The sequence below is a fragment of the Vibrio sp. TRT 2004 genome (genome assembly GCF_050113735.1).
In the GTDB taxonomy this organism is placed as follows: Bacteria; Pseudomonadota; Gammaproteobacteria; order Enterobacterales; family Vibrionaceae; genus Vibrio.
In genome coordinates this window covers 1-23,070 of record NZ_JBNJOH010000057.1, presented here as the reverse complement: position 1 = coordinate 23,070, position 23,070 = coordinate 1, and the positions used below count along the sequence as shown (strand labels likewise).

26 protein-coding genes are annotated in these 23,070 nt (G+C 45.2%); 19 read left to right on the top strand and 7 right to left on the bottom strand.

Going from position 1 to position 23,070, the window contains the following annotated elements; translation table 11 throughout:
• Positions 1–270: 270 nt before the first annotated feature.
• Positions 271–1,551: a 3-phosphoshikimate 1-carboxyvinyltransferase gene (gene aroA, locus ACQEXR_RS17755; RefSeq protein ID WP_138972404.1), complete on the bottom strand. Its 1,281-nt coding sequence runs from the start codon at positions 1,549–1,551 to the stop codon at positions 271–273.
• Positions 1,552–1,708: 157 nt separating this feature from the next.
• Positions 1,709–2,164, bottom strand: a complete 456-nt coding sequence (locus ACQEXR_RS17750; protein ID WP_427020856.1) for a glycine zipper 2TM domain-containing protein — start codon at positions 2,162–2,164, stop codon at positions 1,709–1,711.
• 21 nt (positions 2,165–2,185) lie between these two features.
• On the opposite strand from ACQEXR_RS17750, the gene aat reads away from it, so the two are divergent.
• From aat to infA, 3 genes are all read left to right on the top strand, one after another.
• Positions 2,186–2,896 (top strand): leucyl/phenylalanyl-tRNA--protein transferase, encoded by a 711-nt coding sequence (gene aat, locus ACQEXR_RS17745; RefSeq protein ID WP_426951245.1) that lies wholly within the window; start codon positions 2,186–2,188, stop codon positions 2,894–2,896.
• A gap of 8 nt (positions 2,897–2,904) precedes the next feature.
• Positions 2,905–3,603, top strand: coding sequence for an arginyltransferase (locus tag ACQEXR_RS17740; protein ID WP_331416028.1), 699 nt, complete (start codon positions 2,905–2,907; stop codon positions 3,601–3,603).
• Positions 3,604–3,683: 80 nt separating this feature from the next.
• Positions 3,684–3,902, top strand: a complete 219-nt coding sequence (infA, locus tag ACQEXR_RS17735) for a translation initiation factor IF-1 (protein ID WP_001040192.1) — start codon at positions 3,684–3,686, stop codon at positions 3,900–3,902.
• Positions 3,903–3,959: 57 nt separating this feature from the next.
• Here the strand turns inward: infA and ACQEXR_RS17730 are convergent, their stop codons facing one another.
• Together ACQEXR_RS17730 and cysS are read right to left on the bottom strand one after the other, a co-directional pair.
• The gene (locus ACQEXR_RS17730; protein WP_138972400.1) at positions 3,960–4,538 is read right to left on the bottom strand and encodes a thymidine kinase; all 579 of its coding nucleotides are present in this window, start codon (positions 4,536–4,538) and stop codon (positions 3,960–3,962) included.
• Between the two features lie 143 nt (positions 4,539–4,681).
• Entirely contained in the window at positions 4,682–6,064 is a 1,383-nt protein-coding gene (gene cysS, locus ACQEXR_RS17725; RefSeq protein ID WP_426951246.1) for a cysteine--tRNA ligase, read from the bottom strand.
• Positions 6,065–6,267: 203 nt separating this feature from the next.
• On the opposite strand from cysS, the gene ACQEXR_RS17720 reads away from it, so the two are divergent.
• The 4 genes from ACQEXR_RS17720 to ACQEXR_RS17705 all read left to right on the top strand — a co-directional run bounded on the left by ACQEXR_RS17720 (position 6,268) and on the right by ACQEXR_RS17705 (position 9,347).
• The gene (locus ACQEXR_RS17720) at positions 6,268–6,762 is read left to right on the top strand and encodes a peptidylprolyl isomerase (RefSeq protein WP_331416030.1); all 495 of its coding nucleotides are present in this window, start codon (positions 6,268–6,270) and stop codon (positions 6,760–6,762) included.
• A 43-nt stretch (positions 6,763–6,805) separates the two neighbouring features.
• Positions 6,806–7,534: a UDP-2,3-diacylglucosamine diphosphatase gene (gene lpxH, locus ACQEXR_RS17715; protein WP_427020855.1), complete on the top strand. Its 729-nt coding sequence runs from the start codon at positions 6,806–6,808 to the stop codon at positions 7,532–7,534.
• Positions 7,535–7,617: 83 nt separating this feature from the next.
• On the top strand, positions 7,618–8,835 hold the full coding sequence (locus ACQEXR_RS17710) for an EAL and HDOD domain-containing protein (protein WP_427020854.1): 1,218 nt from the start codon (positions 7,618–7,620) through the stop codon (positions 8,833–8,835).
• Between the two features lie 11 nt (positions 8,836–8,846).
• Positions 8,847–9,347: a YchJ family protein gene (locus tag ACQEXR_RS17705; RefSeq protein ID WP_427020853.1), complete on the top strand. Its 501-nt coding sequence runs from the start codon at positions 8,847–8,849 to the stop codon at positions 9,345–9,347.
• 59 nt (positions 9,348–9,406) lie between these two features.
• Here the strand turns inward: ACQEXR_RS17705 and ACQEXR_RS17700 are convergent, their stop codons facing one another.
• A complete protein-coding gene (locus ACQEXR_RS17700; RefSeq protein WP_269377153.1) occupies positions 9,407–9,694 on the bottom strand; it encodes a YeaC family protein in 288 nt (95 codons plus the stop codon).
• Between the two features lie 104 nt (positions 9,695–9,798).
• On the opposite strand from ACQEXR_RS17700, the gene ACQEXR_RS17695 reads away from it, so the two are divergent.
• Positions 9,799–10,617: a DUF2989 domain-containing protein gene (locus ACQEXR_RS17695; protein WP_427020852.1), complete on the top strand. Its 819-nt coding sequence runs from the start codon at positions 9,799–9,801 to the stop codon at positions 10,615–10,617.
• A gap of 58 nt (positions 10,618–10,675) precedes the next feature.
• Here the strand turns inward: ACQEXR_RS17695 and msrB are convergent, their stop codons facing one another.
• Positions 10,676–11,104: a peptide-methionine (R)-S-oxide reductase MsrB gene (msrB, locus tag ACQEXR_RS17690; protein ID WP_426951252.1), complete on the bottom strand. Its 429-nt coding sequence runs from the start codon at positions 11,102–11,104 to the stop codon at positions 10,676–10,678.
• Positions 11,105–11,415: 311 nt separating this feature from the next.
• On the opposite strand from msrB, the gene gap reads away from it, so the two are divergent.
• The 10 genes from gap to ACQEXR_RS17640 all read left to right on the top strand — a co-directional run bounded on the left by gap (position 11,416) and on the right by ACQEXR_RS17640 (position 20,982).
• Entirely contained in the window at positions 11,416–12,411 is a 996-nt protein-coding gene (gene gap, locus ACQEXR_RS17685; protein WP_138972391.1) for a type I glyceraldehyde-3-phosphate dehydrogenase, read from the top strand.
• Between the two features lie 166 nt (positions 12,412–12,577).
• Complete coding sequence (locus ACQEXR_RS17680) at positions 12,578–13,462, top strand: D-hexose-6-phosphate mutarotase (RefSeq protein WP_427020851.1); 885 nt, start codon at positions 12,578–12,580, stop codon at positions 13,460–13,462.
• A gap of 150 nt (positions 13,463–13,612) precedes the next feature.
• On the top strand, positions 13,613–14,431 hold the full coding sequence (rlmA, locus tag ACQEXR_RS17675; protein ID WP_331427521.1) for a 23S rRNA (guanine(745)-N(1))-methyltransferase: 819 nt from the start codon (positions 13,613–13,615) through the stop codon (positions 14,429–14,431).
• Positions 14,432–14,518: 87 nt separating this feature from the next.
• Positions 14,519–15,466: a ChaN family lipoprotein gene (locus ACQEXR_RS17670; RefSeq protein ID WP_427020850.1), complete on the top strand. Its 948-nt coding sequence runs from the start codon at positions 14,519–14,521 to the stop codon at positions 15,464–15,466.
• A 175-nt stretch (positions 15,467–15,641) separates the two neighbouring features.
• A complete protein-coding gene (locus tag ACQEXR_RS17665) occupies positions 15,642–15,998 on the top strand; it encodes a hypothetical protein (RefSeq protein WP_269377147.1) in 357 nt (118 codons plus the stop codon).
• Between the two features lie 119 nt (positions 15,999–16,117).
• Complete coding sequence (locus ACQEXR_RS17660) at positions 16,118–18,010, top strand: BCCT family transporter (RefSeq protein ID WP_427020849.1); 1,893 nt, start codon at positions 16,118–16,120, stop codon at positions 18,008–18,010.
• Positions 18,011–18,195: 185 nt separating this feature from the next.
• Positions 18,196–19,773: an alkaline phosphatase gene (locus tag ACQEXR_RS17655; protein ID WP_138972385.1), complete on the top strand. Its 1,578-nt coding sequence runs from the start codon at positions 18,196–18,198 to the stop codon at positions 19,771–19,773.
• Between the two features lie 122 nt (positions 19,774–19,895).
• Complete coding sequence (locus ACQEXR_RS17650; protein ID WP_427020848.1) at positions 19,896–20,210, top strand: ribbon-helix-helix domain-containing protein; 315 nt, start codon at positions 19,896–19,898, stop codon at positions 20,208–20,210.
• Between the two features lie 74 nt (positions 20,211–20,284).
• Positions 20,285–20,680, top strand: coding sequence for a VOC family protein (locus ACQEXR_RS17645; protein WP_427020847.1), 396 nt, complete (start codon positions 20,285–20,287; stop codon positions 20,678–20,680).
• Positions 20,681–20,691: 11 nt separating this feature from the next.
• Positions 20,692–20,982 carry a putative quinol monooxygenase gene (locus ACQEXR_RS17640; protein WP_427020846.1) on the top strand — a complete coding sequence of 97 codons (291 nt, stop codon included), beginning with the start codon at positions 20,692–20,694 and terminating at the stop codon, positions 20,980–20,982.
• Positions 20,983–21,009: 27 nt separating this feature from the next.
• Here ACQEXR_RS17640 and ACQEXR_RS17635 read toward each other — a convergent pair whose 3' ends face one another.
• Entirely contained in the window at positions 21,010–22,680 is a 1,671-nt protein-coding gene (locus ACQEXR_RS17635; RefSeq protein WP_427020845.1) for a mechanosensitive ion channel domain-containing protein, read from the bottom strand.
• 114 nt (positions 22,681–22,794) lie between these two features.
• Between ACQEXR_RS17635 and ACQEXR_RS17630 the strand changes: the two genes are divergently transcribed.
• Positions 22,795–23,070: hypothetical protein (locus ACQEXR_RS17630; protein ID WP_427020844.1), on the top strand; the 276-nt coding region annotated here is incomplete at its 3' end.

Here is a 23,070-nt window from a genome sequence, read left to right as displayed (position 1 = left end):
GCGAGAAGCGAGAAGCGAGAAGCGAGAAGCGAGAAGCGAGAAGCGAGAAGCGAGAAGCGAGAAGCGAGAAAATCTTGCAAGGGTTGACAGAGCATGCCAACCCTTTCTTTTAAATTCAGACAATTAAGTTTTAATATCAGCCAGTACTGCCTACAACTTTCGACTCAATCACCACAAGCACCTCTCGAAGGACGAAGTCCGAACTCACAGCGAAGCGTTCTAGATTCTCGAAGGACGCAGTCCGTTCCAGCTCTCCGCAAGCAAAGCGCTCTACGAACTTAACCCTTCCAACTTGTCAAAGTAATCAGGGAAAGTTTTTGACGTACACTTTGGATCGTTAATGGTTACCGGTGTATCGCTGAGTGCAACAAGGGAGAAACACATTGCCATACGGTGATCATCGTAGGTATCGATCGCAGCGTGGATAAGTTGCTCCGGAGGTGTCACAATCAGGTAATCTTCACCCTCTTCCACTTCAGCACCGACTTTACGTAACTCAGTCGCCATCGCGGCCAAACGATCGGTTTCCTTAACACGCCAGTTATACACATTGCGAATCGCGGTGGTACCTTTGGCAAATAGTGCAGTGGTTGCGATAGTCATTGCCGCATCAGGAATATGGTTGAAATCCATATCGACCGCTTTAAGCTCACCCACGCGGGAGATAACGTAGTCATCACCCCACTCAATCTCAGCACCCATTTTTTCAAGAGCATCGGCAAACTGAATATCACCTTGAATACTCGTCTTACCAATACCTGTCACTTTAATCTCGCCGCCTTTGATCGCAGCCGCCGCTAGGAAGTAAGATGCCGATGACGCGTCACCTTCAACTAAGAAATCCCCCGGTGCAACATAGTGTTGACCATGACGGATAACAAACTCTTGGTAGTCGTTATTTTCTACTTCAACGCCAAACTGAGCCATGATGTGCAACGTGATATCGATGTATGGTTTTGATACCAATTCACCAACGATTTTGATCGTTACATCACCCTGAGCAAGTGGTGCCGACATTAAGAAAGCAGTTAAGAACTGACTTGAAATCGAGCCATCAATCTCGACCATTCCGCCTTTCAGACCAGTGCCGAAGATTTTGAGTGGTGGGTAGTTTTCGTTTTCTAGGTACTCAATTTTAGCCCCCGCTTGACGCAATGCATCAACCAAGTGACCAATAGGACGCTCCTTCATACGAGGTTCACCCGTCAAGATGAACTCTCCCTCGCCTAAACACAATGCGGCAGCAAGGGGACGCATCGCTGTACCTGCGTTGCCTAAAAACAGTTCTAGTGCTTGTGTCGCTTGAAAAGGCTTACCTAAACCTTCGACTTCACACACAGTTTTGTCATCAGATAGACGGTAAGACACGCCTAACTTGCTCAGTGCATTCAGCATATGACGAATATCGTCGCTATCGAGCAAATTCGTTAATCGTGTTGTACCACTTGCTAAGGCTGCGAGAAGTAACGCACGATTTGAAACACTTTTTGAACCCGGTAAGTTGACCTCACCATTGACTTTATTGATAGGTTGTAACGTAAGGCTTTCCATTTAAATTGATGTTCCTTGCTCAGCCCGTCTTCCTAAACGAGATGATGAAAAATTCTTCGTACTTGCAGCCTATCTAAAAAGCCTTAGTAAAACCAGAGCAAAGTCACAATTAAACTGAATAAATATGTCGTCGGGACTTTGGTGCCTATTATGACTATCAATACTCTTTATCGACTCTAACGCCATCATCAAAATATAGAATGCGAACTTTATCGCCCTTTTCAAACAGCATACCGCTGTCTATGTCCTGAATTACATCGATTAACTTCCCCTGCTCGGTTTCAATCAACAACTCCACCAGCTTATGTTCCATCCGATAGACTTGGTTCGCATTACTACGTGCGATACCGGCACCGGCAACCGCTCCAACGGCGGTAGCCACTTCTTTGCCTGTCCCGCCGCCAAATTGATTACCAACCACTCCACCAACCACGGCACCAAGGAGTGTTTGCCACCCTGAACCTTGTGATTTGACGATCTCTTGCTGGGTGATATATCGCACCGTATCAACTTGACCAAACACCACTTCGTTGACTGGCCGAGCGGTATTTCTTTGGTAAGCTGCATTGGCAATCAAGGGAAAAACCAATATGATCCATAACAACTTCTTCATTCTTGTTTCCTCTATTTATTCATGGCGATATATCTGACTGAACTTAACTGTGATGAACTCTGGTTCCCCTCGCCTTTGGAAGCACTGGCCGATCCAAATGGCCTGCTCGCTTTTGGCGGCGATCTACAACCAGACAGATTACTTTTGGCCTACCAAAATGGCATTTTCCCATGGTACGGCCCTGGAGAACCGATTCTCTGGTGGAGCCCTTCGCCAAGAGCAGTCTTTAATCCTAAGACATTTGAACCAGCAAAAAGTCTCAAAAAATTTCAGCGAAAGCATCAGTATAAAGTCAGTATTAATCAAGCAACAGAACGTGTCATCGACTTGTGTGCCTCGACTCGTCATGAGGATGAAACTTGGCTTAACGAAGATATGCGGGATGCCTATAAACAACTGGCGAAATCGGGTCACTGTCATTCCGTCGAGGTTTGGCATCAGGAAGAGTTGGTAGGTGGACTTTATGGTCTTTCAATCGGTAAACTATTCTGTGGTGAGTCGATGTTTAGTTTAAAAACCAACGCATCTAAGATTGCCTTATGGTATTTATGCGACCACTTTCAAAAACATGCAGGGGAACTGATTGACTGCCAAGTCATGAATGCCCACCTAAAATCACTTGGCGCTATTGAGTTGCAGCGTGAAGATTTCATGCAAAGACTGCTATCATTTAAGAACCAACCTGTCATTGAAGGTTGTTTTAACAATCAGTGGCTCACTTGTGAAATATGAGGAGATAAATGAGTTCTGATCTGCAACAAATCCGCATTGGATTGACTGACAGTCATCCTTGCAGCTATTTAGCCGATCGTCAGGAACGCGTTGCTGTCGCACTTGATCCTGCCATGCATTGCGGCTCTAGCTATGAGGTACTGTTAGCTAACGGCTTTAGACGTAGTGGTGATACGATCTATAAACCCCATTGTGATCAGTGCCAATCCTGCCAAGCGCTACGCCTGTCTATTCCAGATTTTGAACCATCACGCAATCAAAAGCGCCTATTAAAAAAAGCGGCTCAATATCAATGGCAATTGAAAGAGAGGATGGACGATAACTGGTTTGATTTATATGCCCGTTATATTGAGTCTCGCCATAAAAGTGGCTCAATGTACCCTCCTAAAAAAGAGGAGTTTGCTCAGTTTTCGAAATGCAATTGGTTAAACACTCAGTTTCTCCATATTTACCAAGAGCAACAACTTGTCGCTATCGCTGTGACAGATATCTTGTCGAATAGCGCCAGTGCGTTTTACACCTTTTTTGAGCCTGAACACTCATTATCCTTAGGTACCTTAGCAGTATTATTCCAAGCTGAATACTGTATTGAGCAAGGTAAGCAGTGGCTCTATTTGGGCTATCAAATTGATGAATGTCCGGCGATGAACTATAAAGTCCGTTTTCAGCGTCATCAAAGGCTAGTAAATCAGCGTTGGCAAGGGTAGAATACGCCCCAACTTTACATAATTCATTTTGATCGGCATTGTGCGCCGGTTGGAATTGTCCATTTTGAAAAGAGGATTAAATGGCTAAAGAAGACGTAATTGAGATGCAAGGCACTGTCCTTGATACTCTTCCAAACACAATGTTCCGTGTTGAGCTAGAAAACGGCCACGTAGTTACTGCTCACATCTCTGGTAAAATGCGTAAGAACTACATCCGTATTCTTACTGGTGACAAAGTAACTGTAGAGATGACTCCATACGATCTTTCTAAAGGTCGCATCGTCTTCCGTGCTCGTTAATCTCAGATTATCGAATACACACAAAAAACGGAGCTAGCGCTCCGTTTTTTGTATCTGCTACTTACCTAGCGCTTCTTTATAGTGCTGACGACAGACAGAAACATATTTATCATTGCCACCAATCGCAACCTGATCGCCTTCCGCAATCGCAACACCATTTTCATCGGTACGGATGACCATGTTAGCTTTGCGGCCACAGTGACAAATCGTTTTTAGTTCTACAAGCTTGTCTGCCCAAGACAGCAAGTATTTGCTCCCCTCAAACAGCTCACCTAAGAAATCGGTTCTCAATCCGTAGCACAACACTGGAATATGAAGTTTATCAACCACTTCGGTCAATTGGTAAACTTGCTCTTTGCTCAGGAACTGACACTCATCGACCAAGATGCAGTGACGCTTCTCGACTTCATTAAGGCTAGAAATTTCCTGATAGAGATTGGTTGCAGAGTTGTACAGATGCGCATCCGACTGTAAACCAATACGTGAACTGACTTTACCGACACCGTAACGATTGTCTAACGCAGCGGTAAAAATAACTGGTGTCATTCCTCGCTCTTGGTAGTTAAACGAAGATTGAAGAAGAGTGGTTGATTTACCCGCATTCATTGCAGAGTAGTAGAAGTACATCTGAGCCACTGTTTTTACCCATCAAAATAATCAAAAAAATAAACAAAAGGGCTGAATAAACAGCCCTTAGAAAATTGCTATACCAATGCGATCGACTTAACGCTCACCCACAGATTTAAAACTGAACAAGGCATCAATCGCATCGAGATCTATCACTTACGACGCCAAGTGGTGCCCTCTGGACCATCTTCTAGCACGATACCCATCTCGTTTAGCTTGTCTCGAGCCATATCTGCATTCGCCCAATCTTTTGAAGCACGGCTATCGTTACGTAGCTTAATCAGCGCTTCAATCTCTGCCACTTCATCATCGTTGCCAGCGTCACCCTTAAGGAACGCTTCAGGATCTTGGTGTAAGATACCAATCACATCAGCGAGTTCGCGCATCAATGAGCCTAAAGCACTTGCCGCCGATAAGTCTTCAGTTTTAAGACGGTTGATCTCACGCGCCATATCAAACAGCACTGAGTAAGCTTCTGGTGTATTGAAGTCGTCATTCATTGCTTCTGCAAAGCGAGTAACATACTCCTCTCCACCAGCGGCTGGCGTTGCCAGATCCAATCCACGCAGAGCCGTGTATAAACGCTCAAGAGACGCACGAGCTTGATTGAGGTTCTCTTCGCTGTAGTTCAGTTGACTGCGGTAGTGACCTGACATTAGGAAATAACGAACAGTCTCAGCGTCGTAATGTTCAAGGACATCACGGATGGTGAAGAAGTTTCCTAGCGACTTAGACATTTTCTCTTTGTCTACCATCACCATACCACTATGCATCCAAGTATTTACGTACTGAGTGCCATGGGCACAGCATGATTGAGCAATTTCATTTTCGTGGTGAGGGAACTGCAAATCAGAACCGCCGCCGTGAATATCAAAATGGTTGCCCAAAATTGATGAGTTCATCGCCGAACATTCAATATGCCAACCTGGACGACCAGGGCCCCAAGGTGATTCCCAAGTTGGTTCACCCGGTTTCGACATTTTCCACAACACAAAGTCAAGCGGACTGCGTTTTGCGCTTTCTACATCAACACGTGCGCCCGCTTGAAGCTGGTCAAGATCTTGCTTTGATAGCTTACCGTATTCATCGAACTTCTTAACTTCGAACATAACGTCGCCATTGCTGGCTACATAAGCAAAACCACGCTCGATAAGTTTTTCAACCAGTTCAATGATTTCTGCAATAAATTCTGTCGCACGCGGCTCAACATCAGGACGCTTCATGTTCAATGCATCAAAATCAGCGTGCATCTCACCAATCAGACGTTCCGTTAATGAATCACAGCTTTCACCGTTTTCGTTGGCACGTTTGATAATTTTGTCATCAATGTCGGTAATATTGCGAACAAACGTTAGGTCATAACCTAGGTAACGCAGGTAACGAGAGACAACATCAAAAGAAACAAAGGTACGACCGTGGCCAATATGACAGAGATCATAGATGGTTACTCCACAGACATACATGCCAATTTTACCGGCATTGATTGGTTTGAATTCCTCTTTCTGTCTTGTGAGTGTGTTGTATATCTTTAACATGATCTCTTTCTAATATTTCCGGTGAATCAAAATAGTTAGCCAGTATATCAAGTCATGCACTAATAGGTAATCCCTCAAACGGTTAAAAAGCCATCATTAGCACTGCTACTCAGCTCTCAACCTGCGCTTTTCACGTATTAATGTCGCAAAAGTTACGCTAGAATCTTTGCTTCAAGTCAAAAACATATGTAAAGGACAAAATCATGATCACCCTTCACACAAATTTTGGTGACATCAAAATTCAACTAAATGAAGAAAAAGCACCAGAAACTAGCGCAAACTTCCTACAGTACTGCCGTGATGGTTTTTACGACAACACACTGTTCCACCGTGTTATCGATGGTTTCATGATTCAAGGTGGCGGTATGGAGTCTGGTCTTCGTGAAAAACCGACTCGTGATCCAATCAAAAACGAAGCAAATAACGGTCTGAGCAACAAAGTAGGTACCATTGCGATGGCACGTACTATGGAACCGCATTCGGCAAGCTCTCAGTTCTTCATCAACGTTAACAACAACACTTTCCTAGATTTCCGTAGCGAAAGCCTAGATGGCTGGGGTTACTGTGTATTCGGAGAAGTGGTTGAAGGCATGGACATCGTTGACAAGATTAAAGGTGTAAGTACCGGTTCTATGGGCATGCACCAAGACGTGCCACTTGAAGAAGTGTTCATCACTAGCACAACAATCGAAGAATAATCCGATTCAAGAGAGCGCCCTGCGCTCTCTTCTTTAATCTACTATGACCACACTATTTATTTCTGATCTACACCTATCCCCGACAACACCTGAAACGACGTCATGCTTTATCCGTTTTATGCGCGAGGAAGCAATCCACGCCGATGCACTTTATGTTCTGGGTGACTTATTTGAATTCTGGATTGGTGATGATGACCGCTCCGAATTTGCCTCAAGCATACGGGACGAATTTAAGAGACTCACTGACCACGGCGTTGCTTGCTTTTTTACTCAGGGTAATCGCGATTTTCTCGTTGGTCGCCGATTTGCTAAGCAGACGGGAGTCACGCTCCTTGGCGATGAAACCGTGATAGACCTTTATGGTACCAAGGCCGTCGTACTCCACGGCGATACCTTGTGTACCGATGACGTTAAATACCTCGAATTTCGTGCCAAAGTACACCAACCTTGGCTGCAATGGATTTTCAATCACATTCCAATGTTCATAAAAAAGAAGATTGTGTCTAAAGTTCAGTCTGACATCAAAGATGACAAGAAAACCAAATCTCTAGACATCATGGATGTGACACAAGGCGAAGTAGAGAAAGTGATGACCGAATACAATGTAGAACTTATGATCCATGGCCATACACACCGGCCGAATGTTCACACTTTTGAACAAGGTAATCGAGTCTATACTAGAATAGTGTTGGGTGACTGGTACACTCACGGTTCAGTATTGGTCTACAACAAAAATAATTTCGACCTACAACAAAGACCTTTTTCTGGTTAAGTGACTGAAATTGTGCACAATATGCCGTACCATTTCCGGTGATTTTGAGCCAATAAATTTAGACAAGAAGCGCGGTAACTACCTTGAAACACTCGTATATAGCAAGACAACCCATTCTCAATAAAGATAAACACACGGTTGGATATGAGCTCCTGTTTAGGGATGGTCCCCAAAACACGTTTCCAGATATTGATCCTGAGCAAGCGACAAGCCGCCTGCTGTCAGATCACTTCCTTTCTACTCACTATGAAACGTTGGGAGACAAGTTAGGCTTTGTCAATTTCCCTTACCAAAGCCTGATTAATAAGGTGCCGACCCTTTTCCCATCAGACAGTCTCGTCGTTGAAATCTTAGAAAACTGTGCCCCCACTAAAGAGTTATTGCAGGCTGTTAAAGAGATGTCAGCCCTTGGCTATAAGATGGCACTCGATGATTTTGTGCCAACCAGAGAATGGAAACCATTTTTACCTTACATTTCCCTGATCAAATTCGATATCCGCCAAGTTTCTATCGAAAAAGCTCGTATTTTTATACTCAGACTTGCAGGTTCCAATATTGAGTTTCTCGCAGAAAAAGTGGAAACCTATGAAGAGTTCGAACAAGCTAAATCCGCTGGATTTGACTATTTTCAGGGCTACTTTTTCAGCAAACCCGAAATGATCAGCCGTAAATCGCTTGAACCGTCCTTCATGACAGTAGTTCAGTTACTGACCGAAGTGTCTAAACCAGATATGGATTACACGGCAATTGAAGCACTCATCACCAAAGATCTGACGCTGTCCTATAAGTTACTGGCCTTTGTTAATTCCTCTTCTATCGTTTGCTCAAAAATCCAATCTTTCAAGCAAGCGCTGGTGTATCTAGGGGAAGAGAAACTGCGTAAGTTTATTTCTCTCGTCGCGCTTGCCTCTACGCAAAATAGCAAACCAGATTACTTGTATGGCTTGTCCATTCAAAGAGCGCGATACTGTGAGCTGCTGGCCTCTAATCTTGACGCAAAACTCGAACCAGGACATGCATTCTTAACCGGCATGTTTTCGCTATTGGACAGTTTACTAGATCGCCCACTGGCACAAATTCTTGAAGAAATCTCAATCGACCAAACGATAAAACTCGCAATTATTGCCAACAAAGGCATACTTGGCGACATTCTCACCCTGACCAAAGCGTACGAACACGCTGAGTGGGACGAAGTCCATCAGCGATGTGAGAACATTGGCTTAGATCATGACATTCTAAGCGAGTGTTACGACTCATCGGTGAAATGGACGGCTGATCTTCTATCGGTTAAAACGAATTAATTGGAGTCTTTATGAGTTCGTGTCCTTGTGGCAGTTCACAAGATTACACCGTCTGTTGTGAACCTATCCATAACAACCATGCACTAGCCAAAACCCCGGAACAACTGATGCGTTCGCGCTACTCAGCACACGTAAAAGGCTTAGTAGACTATGTGGTAAACACATATCACCCGAGTTGCAACGCTTCGCAGCAGCGTGACGAGATAGCTGAGTCAATTAACAGTGATTGGTGCGGCTTAGACGTTGTCGGCACGGAGTCAGGCAAGGATGACAACGAAGGTTTTGTCACATTCAAAGCCTTTTTCAATCAAGATGGCCAGCAGTACTGTTTAGAAGAACGCTCAAGATTCGTTCGAGAAGGCGGCCTTTGGTTCTATATCGACGGCACGTTCCCCGAAGAACAAAAGCCTACAGATGTTCGATTGAGCCAAACCATTAGCCAGTTGAAAATCGGTCGTAACGACCCCTGTATTTGTGGTAGCGGCAAAAAATTCAAAAAGTGCTGCGGTTAACGGTTTAACCACCGATAAAAAAGCAGGCATCGTGCCTGCTTTTTTGGTTTATTGAAGCGTTAGTCATTCAAATTAGGATTAACGCGGACAATATCCTCTTGCCCCTGCTGGAATTGCTTCTTCAGTTCCGCTTTAGACTTAAAGCTAATCTCTCCACCTTTGGCAACCGTCATGTGCTGAGCTTCAGAATTGTGTTTAGATTGATACAACATCACAGCCTGCATACAAGAATCTCGCTGCTGTTGAGAAAGTGGGGTACCCTCAGGCCACTTACCTGTTTCTACAGCAAAAAGTAGACGCTCATATGCCTCTGGTGTGATGGCGTTAATTAACTGCTCTGCGTCCATGGTATATCCTATAATCAATCAAGATAGACGAACATTAACTGGCTGGGAGCTTGAGTCAAGGCAACTGCTAATAATAAGCGTAACGGATCACAAGCAATAATAATATGAAACTAACGAATGTCCTCACTTTGCTGAGCGCCAGTATTGCGCTCACTGGTTGTTTTGAAGGAAACAAGAATACTGAACAACTTTGTAATGATAATCCAGGGCTTCAATGCCAACGACTTAATGTCGGAGACGGTCAGTGTCGAGTGCCACGGACTGATCTAATATGGCATCGCTTCGAAGTGCTGAAAAACCCGAACGACGATAACTACATCAAAGAGTACGCACTACTTTCAACCTACAAGAAGTGCCTCGAACTTGCTTCTCAAATTCAACCCATTGATCAGTCAGGACTCAAACAACGTCGCTTTGATGCATTAATTAACTCAGGCCAAGACTTAGAGGCCATTGTCTCCCGACTAGAAAAATCCGATTCCCCTCAATCTCTCTATTTTTTATGGAGTCAAACCGGCAGTGACCCTGCCCGTCGAGCGTTTTTGCAGTTAGAAGGGACACCGTCTCTCGAAACAGCTGAGATGCAGTATGCTTTGGCAACATTCTATACCAGCAGAGATCAAGCTAAAACTCGACAACTTCTCGTTCATGCACTAGAACTCACTAAGCGCGGCAAAGTTAACACTGAAATATTCAAATCCTTGGCGAGCACCACCTATCGACTCGGCGATAAAGAAGAGGCATATATTTGGACTATGGTAGCGCAACGCTTCAACGTACCAATTGCTTCGAAAAGTGAGCTGCAATTGCTATACGGTTTTGATAGCAGTACTTATAGCCAGTTAGATGATATTGCAGAGGAGATAGAAGAGATGGTGAACAACGGGACATTTAACGCGTCAATCGTCCCTAGGTTTAAGTAGCCATAAACCATTCATTGAAAGGATAAAACAAATAGCGGTGATTAAATCACCGCTATTTTTATGAATTGTTGAAAATTAACGACACAGAGTTCACACAGAATCTCTCACCTGTCGTCTTGGGTCCATCAGGAAAAACGTGACCCAGATGGCTATCACACGCTGCACATCTAATCTCAATTCTCACCATTCCGTGACTGAGATCTTCTAAATAGCGAATCGCCTCACTATTGATAGGGGCATCAAAACTAGGCCAACCACACCCCGAATCGTACTTGTTGTCTGAGGTGAATAGTGGTGCTTGGCAGCACGTACAAGAGTAAACTCCGGTTTGTTTGTTATGCAGTAGCTTACCGGAAAACGGTGCTTCTGTACCTTGCTCCCTACAGATACGATATTGCTCATCAGACAACATCTCACGCCAGTATTCATCAGGCTTAACAACCTTTTCTACCTTATGTTTCACGGGCTTAAATCTCCACATTCTCATTTTTTATTCTGACTTTTTTCGCGAAAAACTTGCGAATAATAACCTTTGTAGCACATACTTTGAGACCATGACAGGATGGTTAAACTTTCAGCACAGCTGTCAACATCTGAACTATTTTACGTCAACTGGTTAGGGAAAAAACCAGTAATCCGTTCAAAACATGACCATTTGCGACTAATTGTGAAAAAAAGCGACGCTTTTTTTTGACTTTAAACAAGTTAAGTCCGATTATCTGTTGCAGATTTTGACTGGATTCTGTAATTTTACTACCAGTTATCTTTAATCAGAAATTAAGTTGTGGAGCAACTATAATGACTATCAAAGTAGGTATTAACGGTTTTGGCCGTATCGGTCGTTTCGTATTCCGTGCAGCACAAGAGCGCGCAGACATCGAAGTAGTAGGTATCAACGACCTTATCGATGTAGATTACATGGCATACATGCTTAAGTACGACTCAACTCACGGCCGTTTCAACGGTACTGTTGAAGTTGAAGGTGGTAACCTAGTCGTTAACGGTAAAACTGTACGTGTTACTGCAGAGCGCAACCCAGAAGACCTAAAATGGGACGAAATCGGTGTTGACGTAGTAGCTGAAGCAACGGGTCTTTTCCTAACAGACGAGACTGCACGTAAGCACATCACTGCTGGTGCGAAGAAAGTTGTTCTAACTGGCCCTTCTAAAGACGCTACTCCAATGTTCGTAATGGGCGTTAACCACGCTACTTACGCTGGTCAAGACATCGTTTCTAACGCTTCTTGTACTACTAACTGTCTAGCGCCTGTTGCTAAAGTTCTTAACGACAAGTTCGGTATCGTATCTGGTCTTATGACTACAGTTCACGCTACTACAGCAACTCAAAAAACTGTAGACGGTCCTTCTGCTAAAGACTGGCGCGGTGGTCGTGGTGCTTCTCAGAACATCATCCCATCTTCAACTGGTGCTGCTAAAGCTGTAGGCGTTGTTCTTCCAGAACTAAACGGCAAACTAACTGGTATGGCTTTCCGCGTACCAACAGCTAACGTTTCTGTAGTTGACCTAACAGTTAACCTAGAGAAAGGCGCATCTTACGAAGCTATCTGTGCAGCAATGAAAGAAGCTTCTGAAGGCGAACTAAAAGGCGTTCTAGGCTACACTGAAGATCAAGTTGTATCTCAAGACTTCATCGGTGAAGTTCAAACTTCAGTATTCGATGCTAAAGCTGGTATCGCTCTAACTGATAACTTCGTTAAAGTTGTATCTTGGTACGACAACGAAATCGGTTACTCAAACAAAGTTCTAGACCTAATCGCTCACATCTCTAAGTAATTTTTACTTAGTCAGCGTTTAGCGAAGAATTTCGTTAAAGAAAAGGCGGCTCTTGAGTCGCCTTTTTAGTATCTGTTGGTTTGGTAATACTATCGAGATTACAGCCCATTGTTCATTGCTACCGAGTGGACAGTTGAATGTAATTTCTCTCATCAGGGACAATAGAATGAATTTAACTCAACTACCTGCTTTAACCGTTCTTTCTGACAACGTCACTATCGTCGAAAAAGACAAGGTTAAAATCGTTCGCATTATTCATGATAAAGCCACCGCAGGCATAGCTCTGCACGGCGGTCATGTCGTTTCGTTTCAGCCAGTTGATCAGCCTGAACTGATCTGGATGAGCGAAGAGGCTATTTTTGATGGTAGCGCTGCACTACGTGGCGGCATTCCTGTTTGCTGGCCTTGGTTTGGCAGAATTGCCGCTCCCGCGCATGGCTTTGCGCGCTCGTCGCAATGGCAACTGATTGAACATCGTGAAAATGAACATGGTGTTATCGTTGAGCTAGGCCTGAGCGATAGTAAAGAGACACAAGCAATCTGGCCGTATCAATTTGATGCTCGCCTGATTGTTGAAGTGACGGAAAAGCTTAAAGTCACGCTAAAAGTGACCAATACCGACGACAAATCTTGGATGTTCTCTGGCGCGTTGCACACTTACCTAAACGTTGGTGACATCGCTCAGGCTCAAACGACAGGTATGGGTTCAGAGTACATAGATAGCTTACAGGCAGGAAAACGATGCCAAGGTGGTGAGGTACTCAAACTCACCGACACCATTGATCGTGTTTACACTAAGCCAGAGCAAGAAATTCTGGTTCAAGATCCCGTTCTGAATCGCACCATCAAAGTGGAGAATCAGGGGCATAACTCAGCCGTTCTTTGGAACCCATGGGCAGAAGGCGCAACATCTATGGCTGACATGGAAGACAACGGCTACCAAACCTTCCTGTGTGTTGAGTCGACCCTTCATGCTCCATCTCTTGAGCAAGGAAAGTCGCTGCAACCTGGCGAAGGTTATGAGCTAGTGACCACCATTTCGGCAAACTAACGGCTTTTGTCGCAGGATAACGTCCTGCGACATTTTCTCTCCTCGAAATTAATTCCTGATTACCTCGTTAAAAGACCCGTCAGGTCACCGCTAGTCTGCTGCCCTGCTTCCTGATAAACTTCGCCCACTCAGTATCGATTAGAGCCAGTTATGTCCTACACCTGCCCATTATGTCACCACCCTCTCTCTCTCAGCGAGCGTACCTATCGCTGCGAGAATAATCATTCTTTTGATCTCGCCAAAGAGGGGTATCTCAACTTGATGCCTGTGCAGCATAAACGCTCGAAAGATCCCGGTGACAATAAAGAGATGATGCAAGCTCGTCGACGCTTTCTCGATAAAGACCATTACCAGCCGATGAAGCAACGAGTGGCAGACTTGATTTCAGATCTGCTGATCAACAGCAAGCATCGCTTACTGGATATTGGTTGCGGGGAAGGCTACTACACAACTGCAATATCTGAGTCACTAAAGCAACAAGATGCGAACTCCGCGACTTATGGCTTAGATATTTCTAAAGTAGCGATTCGTTACGCTGCTAAGCGCTATCCAAACTGTCAGTTTTCGGTAGCTTCAAGCCATAGGCTGCCTTTTGCTGATGGCAGTTTTGATGCCGTACTCCGCATCTACGCTCCTTGTCATGCTCAAGAACTCAATCGAGTTACGACGGAAAATGGGGTTGTAATCACGGTCACACCTGCCGGTCGTCATCTCTATCAGTTGAGAGAAGAGATCTACCCCGATGTTCGCTTACATAGTGAAGAAACGGAAGCGATCGAAGGTTTCGCTCTAGAGCATCAAGAGACGCTAAGCTACACGATGAAGCTGAGTGATGGGGATGGCTTCGACCTGCTGCAAATGACGCCATTTGCATGGAAAGCCGATGACGCACTTAGAGAAAAATTAAAATCGGCTACACTGTTTGAGTGTGAGGCTGACTTTATGATTCGGGTTTACCGCAAGCAATAAACCAAAATCGATAATTATTCTCATTTTCATTGAGTTCATTCACAGTCTCCATTACTATTGCCGCTCAAGTTAATGGAGGCTGCTATCATGCTTCGGTATATCGCCGTTTTATTGAGTTTTATTGCCCTTACCGCCTGCTCATCTGCCGACCCTACTCACGAGTCACAAGGTGTCGTCAGTTTCTATGACTATCAACTCTATAGTCCAGACAACGAGCCGATATCAATCGATTCTCTACCCGACGCGTTAACGAAGGCCAACGTGATACTGGTTGGTGAGTGGCATACACACAGCGCAATTCACCGCTTTCAGACCGACCTCGTCAAACAGCTGTTTCGCACTAGCCCACACCTGACGATCTCCATGGAACAGTTTGCACGCGACAAACAGTCAGTATTGGATGCATACCTTGATGGTGAAATCGGCGAGCAGACCCTGATCAAAACCGCCAATGGCTGGCCTAACTATGAGAGCGACTACCGAGCACTGGTCGAGTTCGCCAAATCGAATTCACTGGACGTCATTGCATCAAACGCTCCTAAACCTCTCGTGCGCTGTATTGGGCATCAGGGTATCGGCTATCTAGACAAACTCTCGAATGAAGAGAGACAGCATCTTGCCCGAGAGATCGAGACGGGCTCTAGCCCCTACAAAGAGAAGTTTATGGCATCTATGCATCATGGAGAACCAGAACAATCTGAGCGCCAATATGCAGCGCAAGTCACGTGGGATGAAACAATGGCAGAGTCAATCAGTGATTACTTAAAGCAGAATCCTCGTCATCAAATCATCCATATCGCAGGAAAGTTTCACACTGAACAAGGTCTAGGAATCGAAGCCTCTTTACTGCGAAGAATGCCCAGCCTTAACATCGTCGTCATCACACCGACAAGCTCGCCAACTATCGAGCCTGATAATCATCGTGATTTTCGCCTGCACGTACTGGCGCCTCCGACGCGTTACATAAAAGCAGAAAACCGCCTTGCGGCCTTCCAGCACTTAGCAACACGAAATGATCAGCTAATCTGTAAATAGGCACTGCTCTTGCTTGATAACAATGCCCCCGTTACGCTTTGTTAAAAAATATTAACGACGTGATAACTGGGCACGGTTTATGCTTGGTCTTTTTTCATACAAATCTCGCATATTTTGCACAAGTTTTTCATCAAGCAGCCGATATATTGTCTGAGGATGATGTAAGGAGATCATTATGACCCCAGTAGGAATGGAGCCAGCTAAGCTGTCCCCAACCCAGCAGGTAAAACCTCAAGCCAATGCAGTTAGTGCAACCACCAACCCTGCTCCACTTAAAGTCGAGCAGAATAAAGTAACCCTTTCCGAGGAAGGTAAGGCACTTCTAGCTGCACTACAGGAAATTGAGAAAGAAGGTGTACAAGCGAAGAATGAGAACAAAACTGTCGGTGACAAAGTTGAGTCGTTCGCACACGGCGCGTTAGGCATGGATCATCCAGATAAGATCAAAGAAGAGGAAGACGGTTCTTATTCTGCGGGGCAATATCTTTCCGCAGCGGCAACCGTAGGCGGAATCCTACTGGCTATCCTTTAACTTTAGCCAGTAGAGACGTTTTCTATCAACGCCTGTGCTCATGTCGACAAATAACTTCGTTTGTCGATAAAAGCACAGCGAATCCATAATTAAGGTACTCATAATTATGGAAAACAACTGTGCGCAACTCATTTTCACTTATTGATAAACCGACTTTTTTCGGTGCTATCGCCCTCCTTCTTGCGATTGTCTTTCCTTTGATCTTATTCCCTCAACAAGGGGCAGATTGGATTGCTGTAGCAAAAACATTTATGACCGATAAACTCGGTTTCCTCTACCTGGCCCTTGGCCTAGGTGCTTTTTTCTTCATGATCTATGTCATTTTCAGTGACATGGGACAAATCAAACTGGGCGACCCGGACGAAGAACCAGAATTTGCCACGGCGTCATGGGCGGCAATGCTGTTCTGTGGTGGTATCGGCGCCAGTATCCTCTATTGGGGCTGCATCGAGTGGGCCTATTACTACCAGTCTCCGCCGTTCCAACTGGAACCAGGTAGCGAAGAAGCCGTTCGCTGGGCTGCCACCTACGGTCTTTTCCACTGGGGACCAATCGCTTGGGCAATTTACCTTATCCCTGCCCTGCCAATCGCTTACTTCTTCTATGTTCGCAAACAACCCGTATTGAAAGTATCCAGCGCCCTAATGCCGGTATTAGGTGAAGAACGCACCAAAGGCGCTGCTGGTAAAATCGTTGATGTGCTGTTTATCTTCGGCCTGTTAGGTGGTGCGGCAACGACACTAGGCTTAGCGGCTCCGCTTATTGGTGAAGGCCTAAACTTCCTGTTCGGTATTCCACAAACCACATTTAGCCAGATTGTGGTATTACTTATCTGTACCGCGATTTTTGCCTACTCTTCTTACGCCGGTATGGAGAAAGGGATTAAGGTGCTGAGTAACATCAACTTCTGGGGTGCGATGGGTCTGCTCGCTTTCGTCCTTGCAGCAGGACCGACCATTTTCATGCTGGAAACGGGCTTAGACTCGATCGGTCGGATGTTGTCTAACTTCTTTGTTATGGCGACCTGGGCTGAACCATTCGGTGGTTACGGTACCTTTGATAACACCCACTTCCCACAAGACTGGACCATTTTCTACTGGGCTTGGTGGTTAGTATTCGCGCCTAGTATGGGGCTGTTCGTGGCACGTATTTCTCGCGGTCGTACGATTAAACAGATGGTTTCAGGCTCGATTTTCTTTGGCTCTATGGGCTGTTTCCTGTTCTTTATGATTCTCGGGAACTATGGCCTGTCACTGCAACTATCAGGAGAACTGGATGTAGTCGGTATTCTTAACAGTGAAGGCGCAACCAAAGCGATCTTCTCTATGTTGAGTTCACTGCCAATGGGCACCGCGGTTATCGCCGTGTTCACGATTCTGTGTATTATCTTCACCGCAACAACGTTTGACTCTATTTCATACATTCTGGCTTCAGTGGTTCAGAACAATGTCACTGAAGAGCCAATGCGTTGGAACCGTATGTTCTGGGCTTTCACCCTGTCATTCCTGCCAACGGTACTGATGTTCCTGGGTGGCTTAAGTACACTACAAACTGCTGCGATTGTTGGCGGTCTGCCACTACTTGGTATCTCTGTGATGTTGATGATTTCAGCGGTTCGCGCTACCAGCCTCGATCTGCGTCATCAGGCAGATTATGTTGAGCCGACAATCAACATCGAAGACCTGCCAGAAATGGATCCTTGGTCTTCTGAAGGTATGGCATTAGCGCGTTTTGAACGTAGTCGTGATGCAGCGCAAGAAGCGGCTGAGCTAGAGCGTGAAGCGCTTGCTAACGTGATGAAAGTGAAAAAACGTATTCGCGCATTCGCTTTAGAACATGATGGAGAACAAGAGTTCTCAGACCACCATCTCCCTCAAGAACTACAAGATGAGCTTCAAAGTGCGCTTGATGCAGTATCAAAGGCTCAGGATGCCAAAGTAGCGGCGTCAGAGCAGGCTCAGAATGCTCGCAGTGAATTCAATCTGGCTGTCATCAATGCGGCAGCAAGCTAGACCGATTCTTTAGTCATTGCTTATCTCCTTCCTTAAGCTCAAAGCTCACCGTTTGGTGAGCTTTTTTTATTGCTGCGGTCAAAATCGAATAAAAGCTCAATTTTATATTCATGCCATAAATGTGAAACATCTCTGCCATAAATCGGTGTTTTAATCGTGTCGCTTTTAGAAATAAGGACAATGCAATGAAGCACCTAACTAAACCTATTATTGCCGCTGTAGCGACTTCTGCACTTTCTTTTAACGCACTTTCTGCAGAAATCAAAAACGTTATCCTGATGATTGGTGACGGCATGGGCCCGCAACAAGTTGGTCTGCTAGAAACATACGCAAACCAGGCGCCTAACTCAATTTACAAAGGCAATACAACGGCCCTTTATAAGCTGGCACAGGAAGGTGTGATAGGTTCTTCACTCACTCATCCGCAAGACGCAATCGTCGTCGATTCAGCCTGTTCAGCAACGATGCTGGCTACTGGTATTTACACAGGTTCTGAAGTCATTGGTGTCGACTCACAAGGCAACCATGTTGAGACGGTATTAGAACAAGCCAAACGCGTTGGCAAAGCGACAGGTTTAGTTTCGGATACTCGCATGACCCATGCGACGCCGGCTGCCTTTGCTGCTCATCAGCCGCATCGTTCATTAGAGAACGATATCGCTGCCGATATGCTAGAGACTGGCGTCGATGTGATGTTGTCTGGTGGCCTGCGTCACTGGATCCCGAAATCAACCAACGAAAAAGGCGCGACCTACAAGGCTCTGCAAACACTCACTCAAGGTGACGTTTACCTGAAATCTAAACGTAAAGACGAGCGTAACCTGATTAGCGAAGCAAAAGATGACGGCTACCAGCTGGCATTTAACCGCACCATGATGGATAAAGCTGACGGTGACAAACTACTTGGCCTGTTCGCGTACTCAGGCATGGATGATGGTATTGCTTACAGCAACAGCAAAGACAGTGTTGAACGCACTCAGCCAAGCCTGAAAGAGATGACTGATAAAGCGCTTAGCATCTTGTCAAAAGACCAAGATGGCTTCTTCCTAATGGTTGAGGGTGGTCAGATCGACTGGGCTGGTCACAGCAACGATGCCGGCACCATGCTGCATGAAATGATCAAATTCGATGAAGCAGTACAGTCTGTTTATGAGTGGGCACAAGGTCGTGACGACACGCTAATCATTGTTACCGCAGATCACGAAACTGGCTCATTCGGCTTTAGTTACTCATCGAAAGATTTACCAAAGCCGCAAAAACGTTCCGGCGAAGCATTTGCTAAGCGCGATTACGCACCTAACTTTAACTTTGGCGCCTTTGATATTCTTGATGGCCTCTACAATCAGAAACAGAGCTACTATGGCATGATCAGCGAGTTCCAGAAACTGGACAAAGCGCAACAAACACCGGAGAAGCTAGCAGAGATCGTGAATAGCAATAGCGAGTTCCCAATCACAGCCGAGCAAGCGAAAAACGTCTTAGCGAGTAAACCCAATCCATACCGTTTAGCGCAACATAAGTACTTAGCTGAAGAACAGGTTCCGGCGATTAATGATTTTGACGCTTTCTTCCCTTACAACGACCGCGGCAACCTACTTGCCCGTGAACAGGCAACGGGGCAAAACATCGTTTGGGGTACAGGTACACATACTCATACACCAGTGAATGTGTTTGCCTGGGGACCCGCAGATAAGATTCTGCCAGTGTCAAAAATCATGCACCACTCAGAGCTAGGTGAGTTCATTAAACAACAAGTGAAATAACACGATGAATTAAAACTCGCACTACTTAGCGCCCTTCGGGGCGTTTTTTATCCTTGGCGAAAATTGACTCTCACCACTGAAGCAGTTAAAAATGTCCGTTTTCCCTGCTCAGGCCGTCATTTATGTGTGAAATATTCTCTCAGCAACCTCAGGAAAACTACCAAACTATTGCCCGCTCTATCCGGATTGATGGTCATGCTACCAGCATCAAGCTTGAAGCGAGTTTTTGGCAAATCCTCGAAGAGATCGCCGAACAACAAGATCTGACATTGGCTCGCTTCATCAGCACGATTCATAATGAAGCCTTGCAATACAATGGCGAGATTAACAATTTCACCTCACTATTGCGCTGCGCCTGCCTGATTTATCTGCGCCATCCTGACAACGTGATGGAGATGGTTAAACAACAACTGAACCAGCACGGACAAAAAATCTAGCCTGTCGTACTCCGGTACTACCAAACCGCTCCGACCTGCCTCTAAGCTAGCAGTATCAAGATTAAGAGGCAGTTATGACAAAACTAATTCACGCCATGGTCAGGGTTAAAGACCTTGACCAATCGATCTCATTCTACCGTCAAGCTCTTGAGTTAGAGGTCAAAGATCAGTTTGTATTTGATGGCTTTAGCTTAACTTATCTGGCTAACACAGAAACGGGGTTCGAACTCGAACTGACACATAACCATGACCAACAACAACCATATAACCATGGTAGTGGTTATGGTCACCTTGCCGTCAGTGTAGAGAATATAGAGCAGGCACATCGACGCATTACCGCACTCGGCATTGAAGCCTCTGATGTCAAAGCCTTTGACCACAACGGCACTCACCTCGTCACTTTCTTTTTTATTACTGACCCTGATGGATACAAGATTGAATTCCTTCAGCGTCAAGGCCGTTACTTATAAAGGGAATCACCATGATTAATCTCAGCGCAGAATTCAACGCTAAGTCAGGTTCAGAGCAACATCTGTTGTCACTACTCACTGCACTTATTGAACCAACACGTAACGAACCCGGCTGCATCTCATATCGCTTACTTCAGGATAGTAAGGTCGCAGGTCGTTTCGTTTTTCAGGAGCAGTTTGCCGACCAGTCAGCGTTCGACTTCCATTGTCAGCAGCCTTACTTTCAGCATTTGATTAGTCAACTGGACGGCGTGTTAGCTGAAGAGCCGGTCATTACTTTCTTTGCAGAGATAGAAGCATAAAAAAGAGCGCCTGATGGCGCTCTCTGTTTATTGTTGATTCGGCGGGTTGTCTTTGACCATATGCAAGTGAACATCCTGTTGAGGGAAAGGAATTGAAATCCCTTCGCGGTCAAACCTTAACTTCACCTCTTTGGTTACATCCCAGTATACATCCCAATAGTCATCGGTTTTTACCCATGGGCGAACAATAAAGTCGACCGACGAAGTATTTAAGGTATGAACTTTGATATTTGGTTCAGGCGAGCGCAGCACGGCTGGGTGAGCCGTCACAATCTCAGTCAACACACGCTCAGCTTTGAGCAGGTCATCGCCATAACCAATACCAAACACCATATCTACCCTGCGCAGACGTTCATGGGTAACGTTTTTAATCACATCGCCCCAAATCTTACTGTTCGGAATAATGATGATCTGGTTATCAAAGGTTTTGATCGTTGTATTGACCAGGCTCATGTGGCTTACCTTACCATCCACGCCTCCGGCAAAGACAAAATCACCGACATCAAATGGACGGTAAATGAGCAGCATCATACCCGCAGCAAAGTTGGATAAGGTATCTTGCAAGGCGAAACCGATAATGACACCAGCAATACCGAAACCGGTCAGTACCGGTGCTAAGTTAAGGCCGATTTGAGACAGAGCAACCAGTATACCGATCACCCAGACAATGTTGCCCGACATGCCGACGAAGAAGTCCTGCATCAATTGAGAAAGCTTCAGGTTCTTCGACACCACGGTTTTACTGACCACCTTACGCGTCAGCTTCGCCATCATCTTGGTGGCAAGTAGCAACAGCGAAAAGATGAATAGCTGGAACAGGTGCTGTGGTGCATTGTTGGCTAACCAGTCCCAGATATTGGTCGACCAATGGGAAATAATAGAAATCAGCACCTGACCATCAAACAGATCCTGAGTGATACTGCCGGTCACTTCAAACATCAGGCGCTTGTATTCCGAGGTATTGATATCCAGCTGGTCAGCGATCGAAATCAGAGAGCTGAGACTTTCAACCGCAATTGACATACGCTGCTTAAGCACTAGCTGAGACAGCTGTAAGGACGACTTTTCAGATTCCGGACTAGCCGATAACTGTTTGCCCACAACACTGACTTGCTGATTGAAATACTCCACAGACGCTGACATAAGGCGCAATCTCTTGCTCACTAAGTCGCGAAAACTTTCCGTTGCAGCTGTTTCATCCACCCCGAGCTTGGTCAACCATTCAATGTTCTGCCAGCTAGACTCAATGACGCTGTCAAAGTAGTGCTGTAATTCCTGATAATCATTGAGCAGAGCTAGGCGTTCATCATCTTTGGCACCATTGATCTTTTCATTAAGATCTTTGATTTTGCCTTCTAAATAAACACTGGCACCCTGTGAGTAGTTTTGTTGCATCTCAACTTGAGAAATCAAGGTTTGCTTTGGAAGCGAATCACGTTCAATAGCGCTGGCTAGTGCCGAGCGCAACTCTTCGTTCTTCTGGAATAATTTAAGCTGCAACGCATCCTTATCTTGCCCAGTACTGGTCAATAGAGCATCGGATAACTCTTTCAAATCTAAATTAATTTTTTCTAGGGTTTGCTCAGCTTTAGACGGTGACTCTGCCGAGGCTCGCACGGAATAACTGGTGAATGCACTCACTACAACCATTAGTCCCAGAAGGGAACACAACCAAATTCGACTAGATAAATGCTTCATTAGTCCCTCAACCATTAAGCCTTTGTTTCTTTTATAAATAGGTCTTAAGTGTACACCACAGGCGAGTAAACACGGCCTATTAATCGTCAATACATTGCAAATAGTAAAGAAAGTTTGTATGACAATTATCAAGGCACGATCAATTACCTCTCAAATACCATCGACGATTTACAACAACGCAACTTGAAGGCTAAGTATGAGTTAGCCGAAACGTTAGGCAAACCCTACTCGCCCACTAATCAAGCTTATCTTGCCCGCTTAAAACAAGAGATATCGATAAACGAACAATTAGTGCACAATCATCATCAGGTCAGACACGAATTAACCGCGACTCTAAACAACCCTGAGCGGTATCCGCTCAGTTTACTGCTGATGTCTAATCAATCCTTA

What these genes read in the sequence shown, in the direction of transcription:
- aroA (WP_138972404.1), bottom strand. Translation starts at nt 1,551, where the DNA reads ATGGAAAGCCTTACGTTACAACCTATCAATAAAGTCAATGGTGAGGTC.
- ACQEXR_RS17750 (WP_427020856.1), bottom strand. Translation starts at nt 2,164, where the DNA reads ATGAAGAAGTTGTTATGGATCATATTGGTTTTTCCCTTGATTGCCAAT.
- aat (WP_426951245.1), top strand. Translation starts at nt 2,186, where the DNA reads ATGGCGATATATCTGACTGAACTTAACTGTGATGAACTCTGGTTCCCC.
- ACQEXR_RS17740 (WP_331416028.1), top strand. Translation starts at nt 2,905, where the DNA reads ATGAGTTCTGATCTGCAACAAATCCGCATTGGATTGACTGACAGTCAT.
- infA (WP_001040192.1), top strand. Translation starts at nt 3,684, where the DNA reads ATGGCTAAAGAAGACGTAATTGAGATGCAAGGCACTGTCCTTGATACT.
- cysS (WP_426951246.1), bottom strand. Translation starts at nt 6,064, where the DNA reads ATGTTAAAGATATACAACACACTCACAAGACAGAAAGAGGAATTCAAA.
- ACQEXR_RS17720 (WP_331416030.1), top strand. Translation starts at nt 6,268, where the DNA reads ATGATCACCCTTCACACAAATTTTGGTGACATCAAAATTCAACTAAAT.
- lpxH (WP_427020855.1), top strand. Translation starts at nt 6,806, where the DNA reads ATGACCACACTATTTATTTCTGATCTACACCTATCCCCGACAACACCT.
- ACQEXR_RS17705 (WP_427020853.1), top strand. Translation starts at nt 8,847, where the DNA reads ATGAGTTCGTGTCCTTGTGGCAGTTCACAAGATTACACCGTCTGTTGT.
- ACQEXR_RS17700 (WP_269377153.1), bottom strand. Translation starts at nt 9,694, where the DNA reads ATGGACGCAGAGCAGTTAATTAACGCCATCACACCAGAGGCATATGAG.
- ACQEXR_RS17695 (WP_427020852.1), top strand. Translation starts at nt 9,799, where the DNA reads ATGAAACTAACGAATGTCCTCACTTTGCTGAGCGCCAGTATTGCGCTC.
- msrB (WP_426951252.1), bottom strand. Translation starts at nt 11,104, where the DNA reads ATGAGAATGTGGAGATTTAAGCCCGTGAAACATAAGGTAGAAAAGGTT.
- gap (WP_138972391.1), top strand. Translation starts at nt 11,416, where the DNA reads ATGACTATCAAAGTAGGTATTAACGGTTTTGGCCGTATCGGTCGTTTC.
- ACQEXR_RS17680 (WP_427020851.1), top strand. Translation starts at nt 12,578, where the DNA reads ATGAATTTAACTCAACTACCTGCTTTAACCGTTCTTTCTGACAACGTC.
- rlmA (WP_331427521.1), top strand. Translation starts at nt 13,613, where the DNA reads ATGTCCTACACCTGCCCATTATGTCACCACCCTCTCTCTCTCAGCGAG.
- ACQEXR_RS17670 (WP_427020850.1), top strand. Translation starts at nt 14,519, where the DNA reads ATGCTTCGGTATATCGCCGTTTTATTGAGTTTTATTGCCCTTACCGCC.
- ACQEXR_RS17665 (WP_269377147.1), top strand. Translation starts at nt 15,642, where the DNA reads ATGACCCCAGTAGGAATGGAGCCAGCTAAGCTGTCCCCAACCCAGCAG.
- ACQEXR_RS17655 (WP_138972385.1), top strand. Translation starts at nt 18,196, where the DNA reads ATGAAGCACCTAACTAAACCTATTATTGCCGCTGTAGCGACTTCTGCA.
- ACQEXR_RS17650 (WP_427020848.1), top strand. Translation starts at nt 19,896, where the DNA reads ATGTGTGAAATATTCTCTCAGCAACCTCAGGAAAACTACCAAACTATT.
- ACQEXR_RS17645 (WP_427020847.1), top strand. Translation starts at nt 20,285, where the DNA reads ATGACAAAACTAATTCACGCCATGGTCAGGGTTAAAGACCTTGACCAA.
- ACQEXR_RS17640 (WP_427020846.1), top strand. Translation starts at nt 20,692, where the DNA reads ATGATTAATCTCAGCGCAGAATTCAACGCTAAGTCAGGTTCAGAGCAA.
- ACQEXR_RS17635 (WP_427020845.1), bottom strand. Translation starts at nt 22,680, where the DNA reads ATGAAGCATTTATCTAGTCGAATTTGGTTGTGTTCCCTTCTGGGACTA.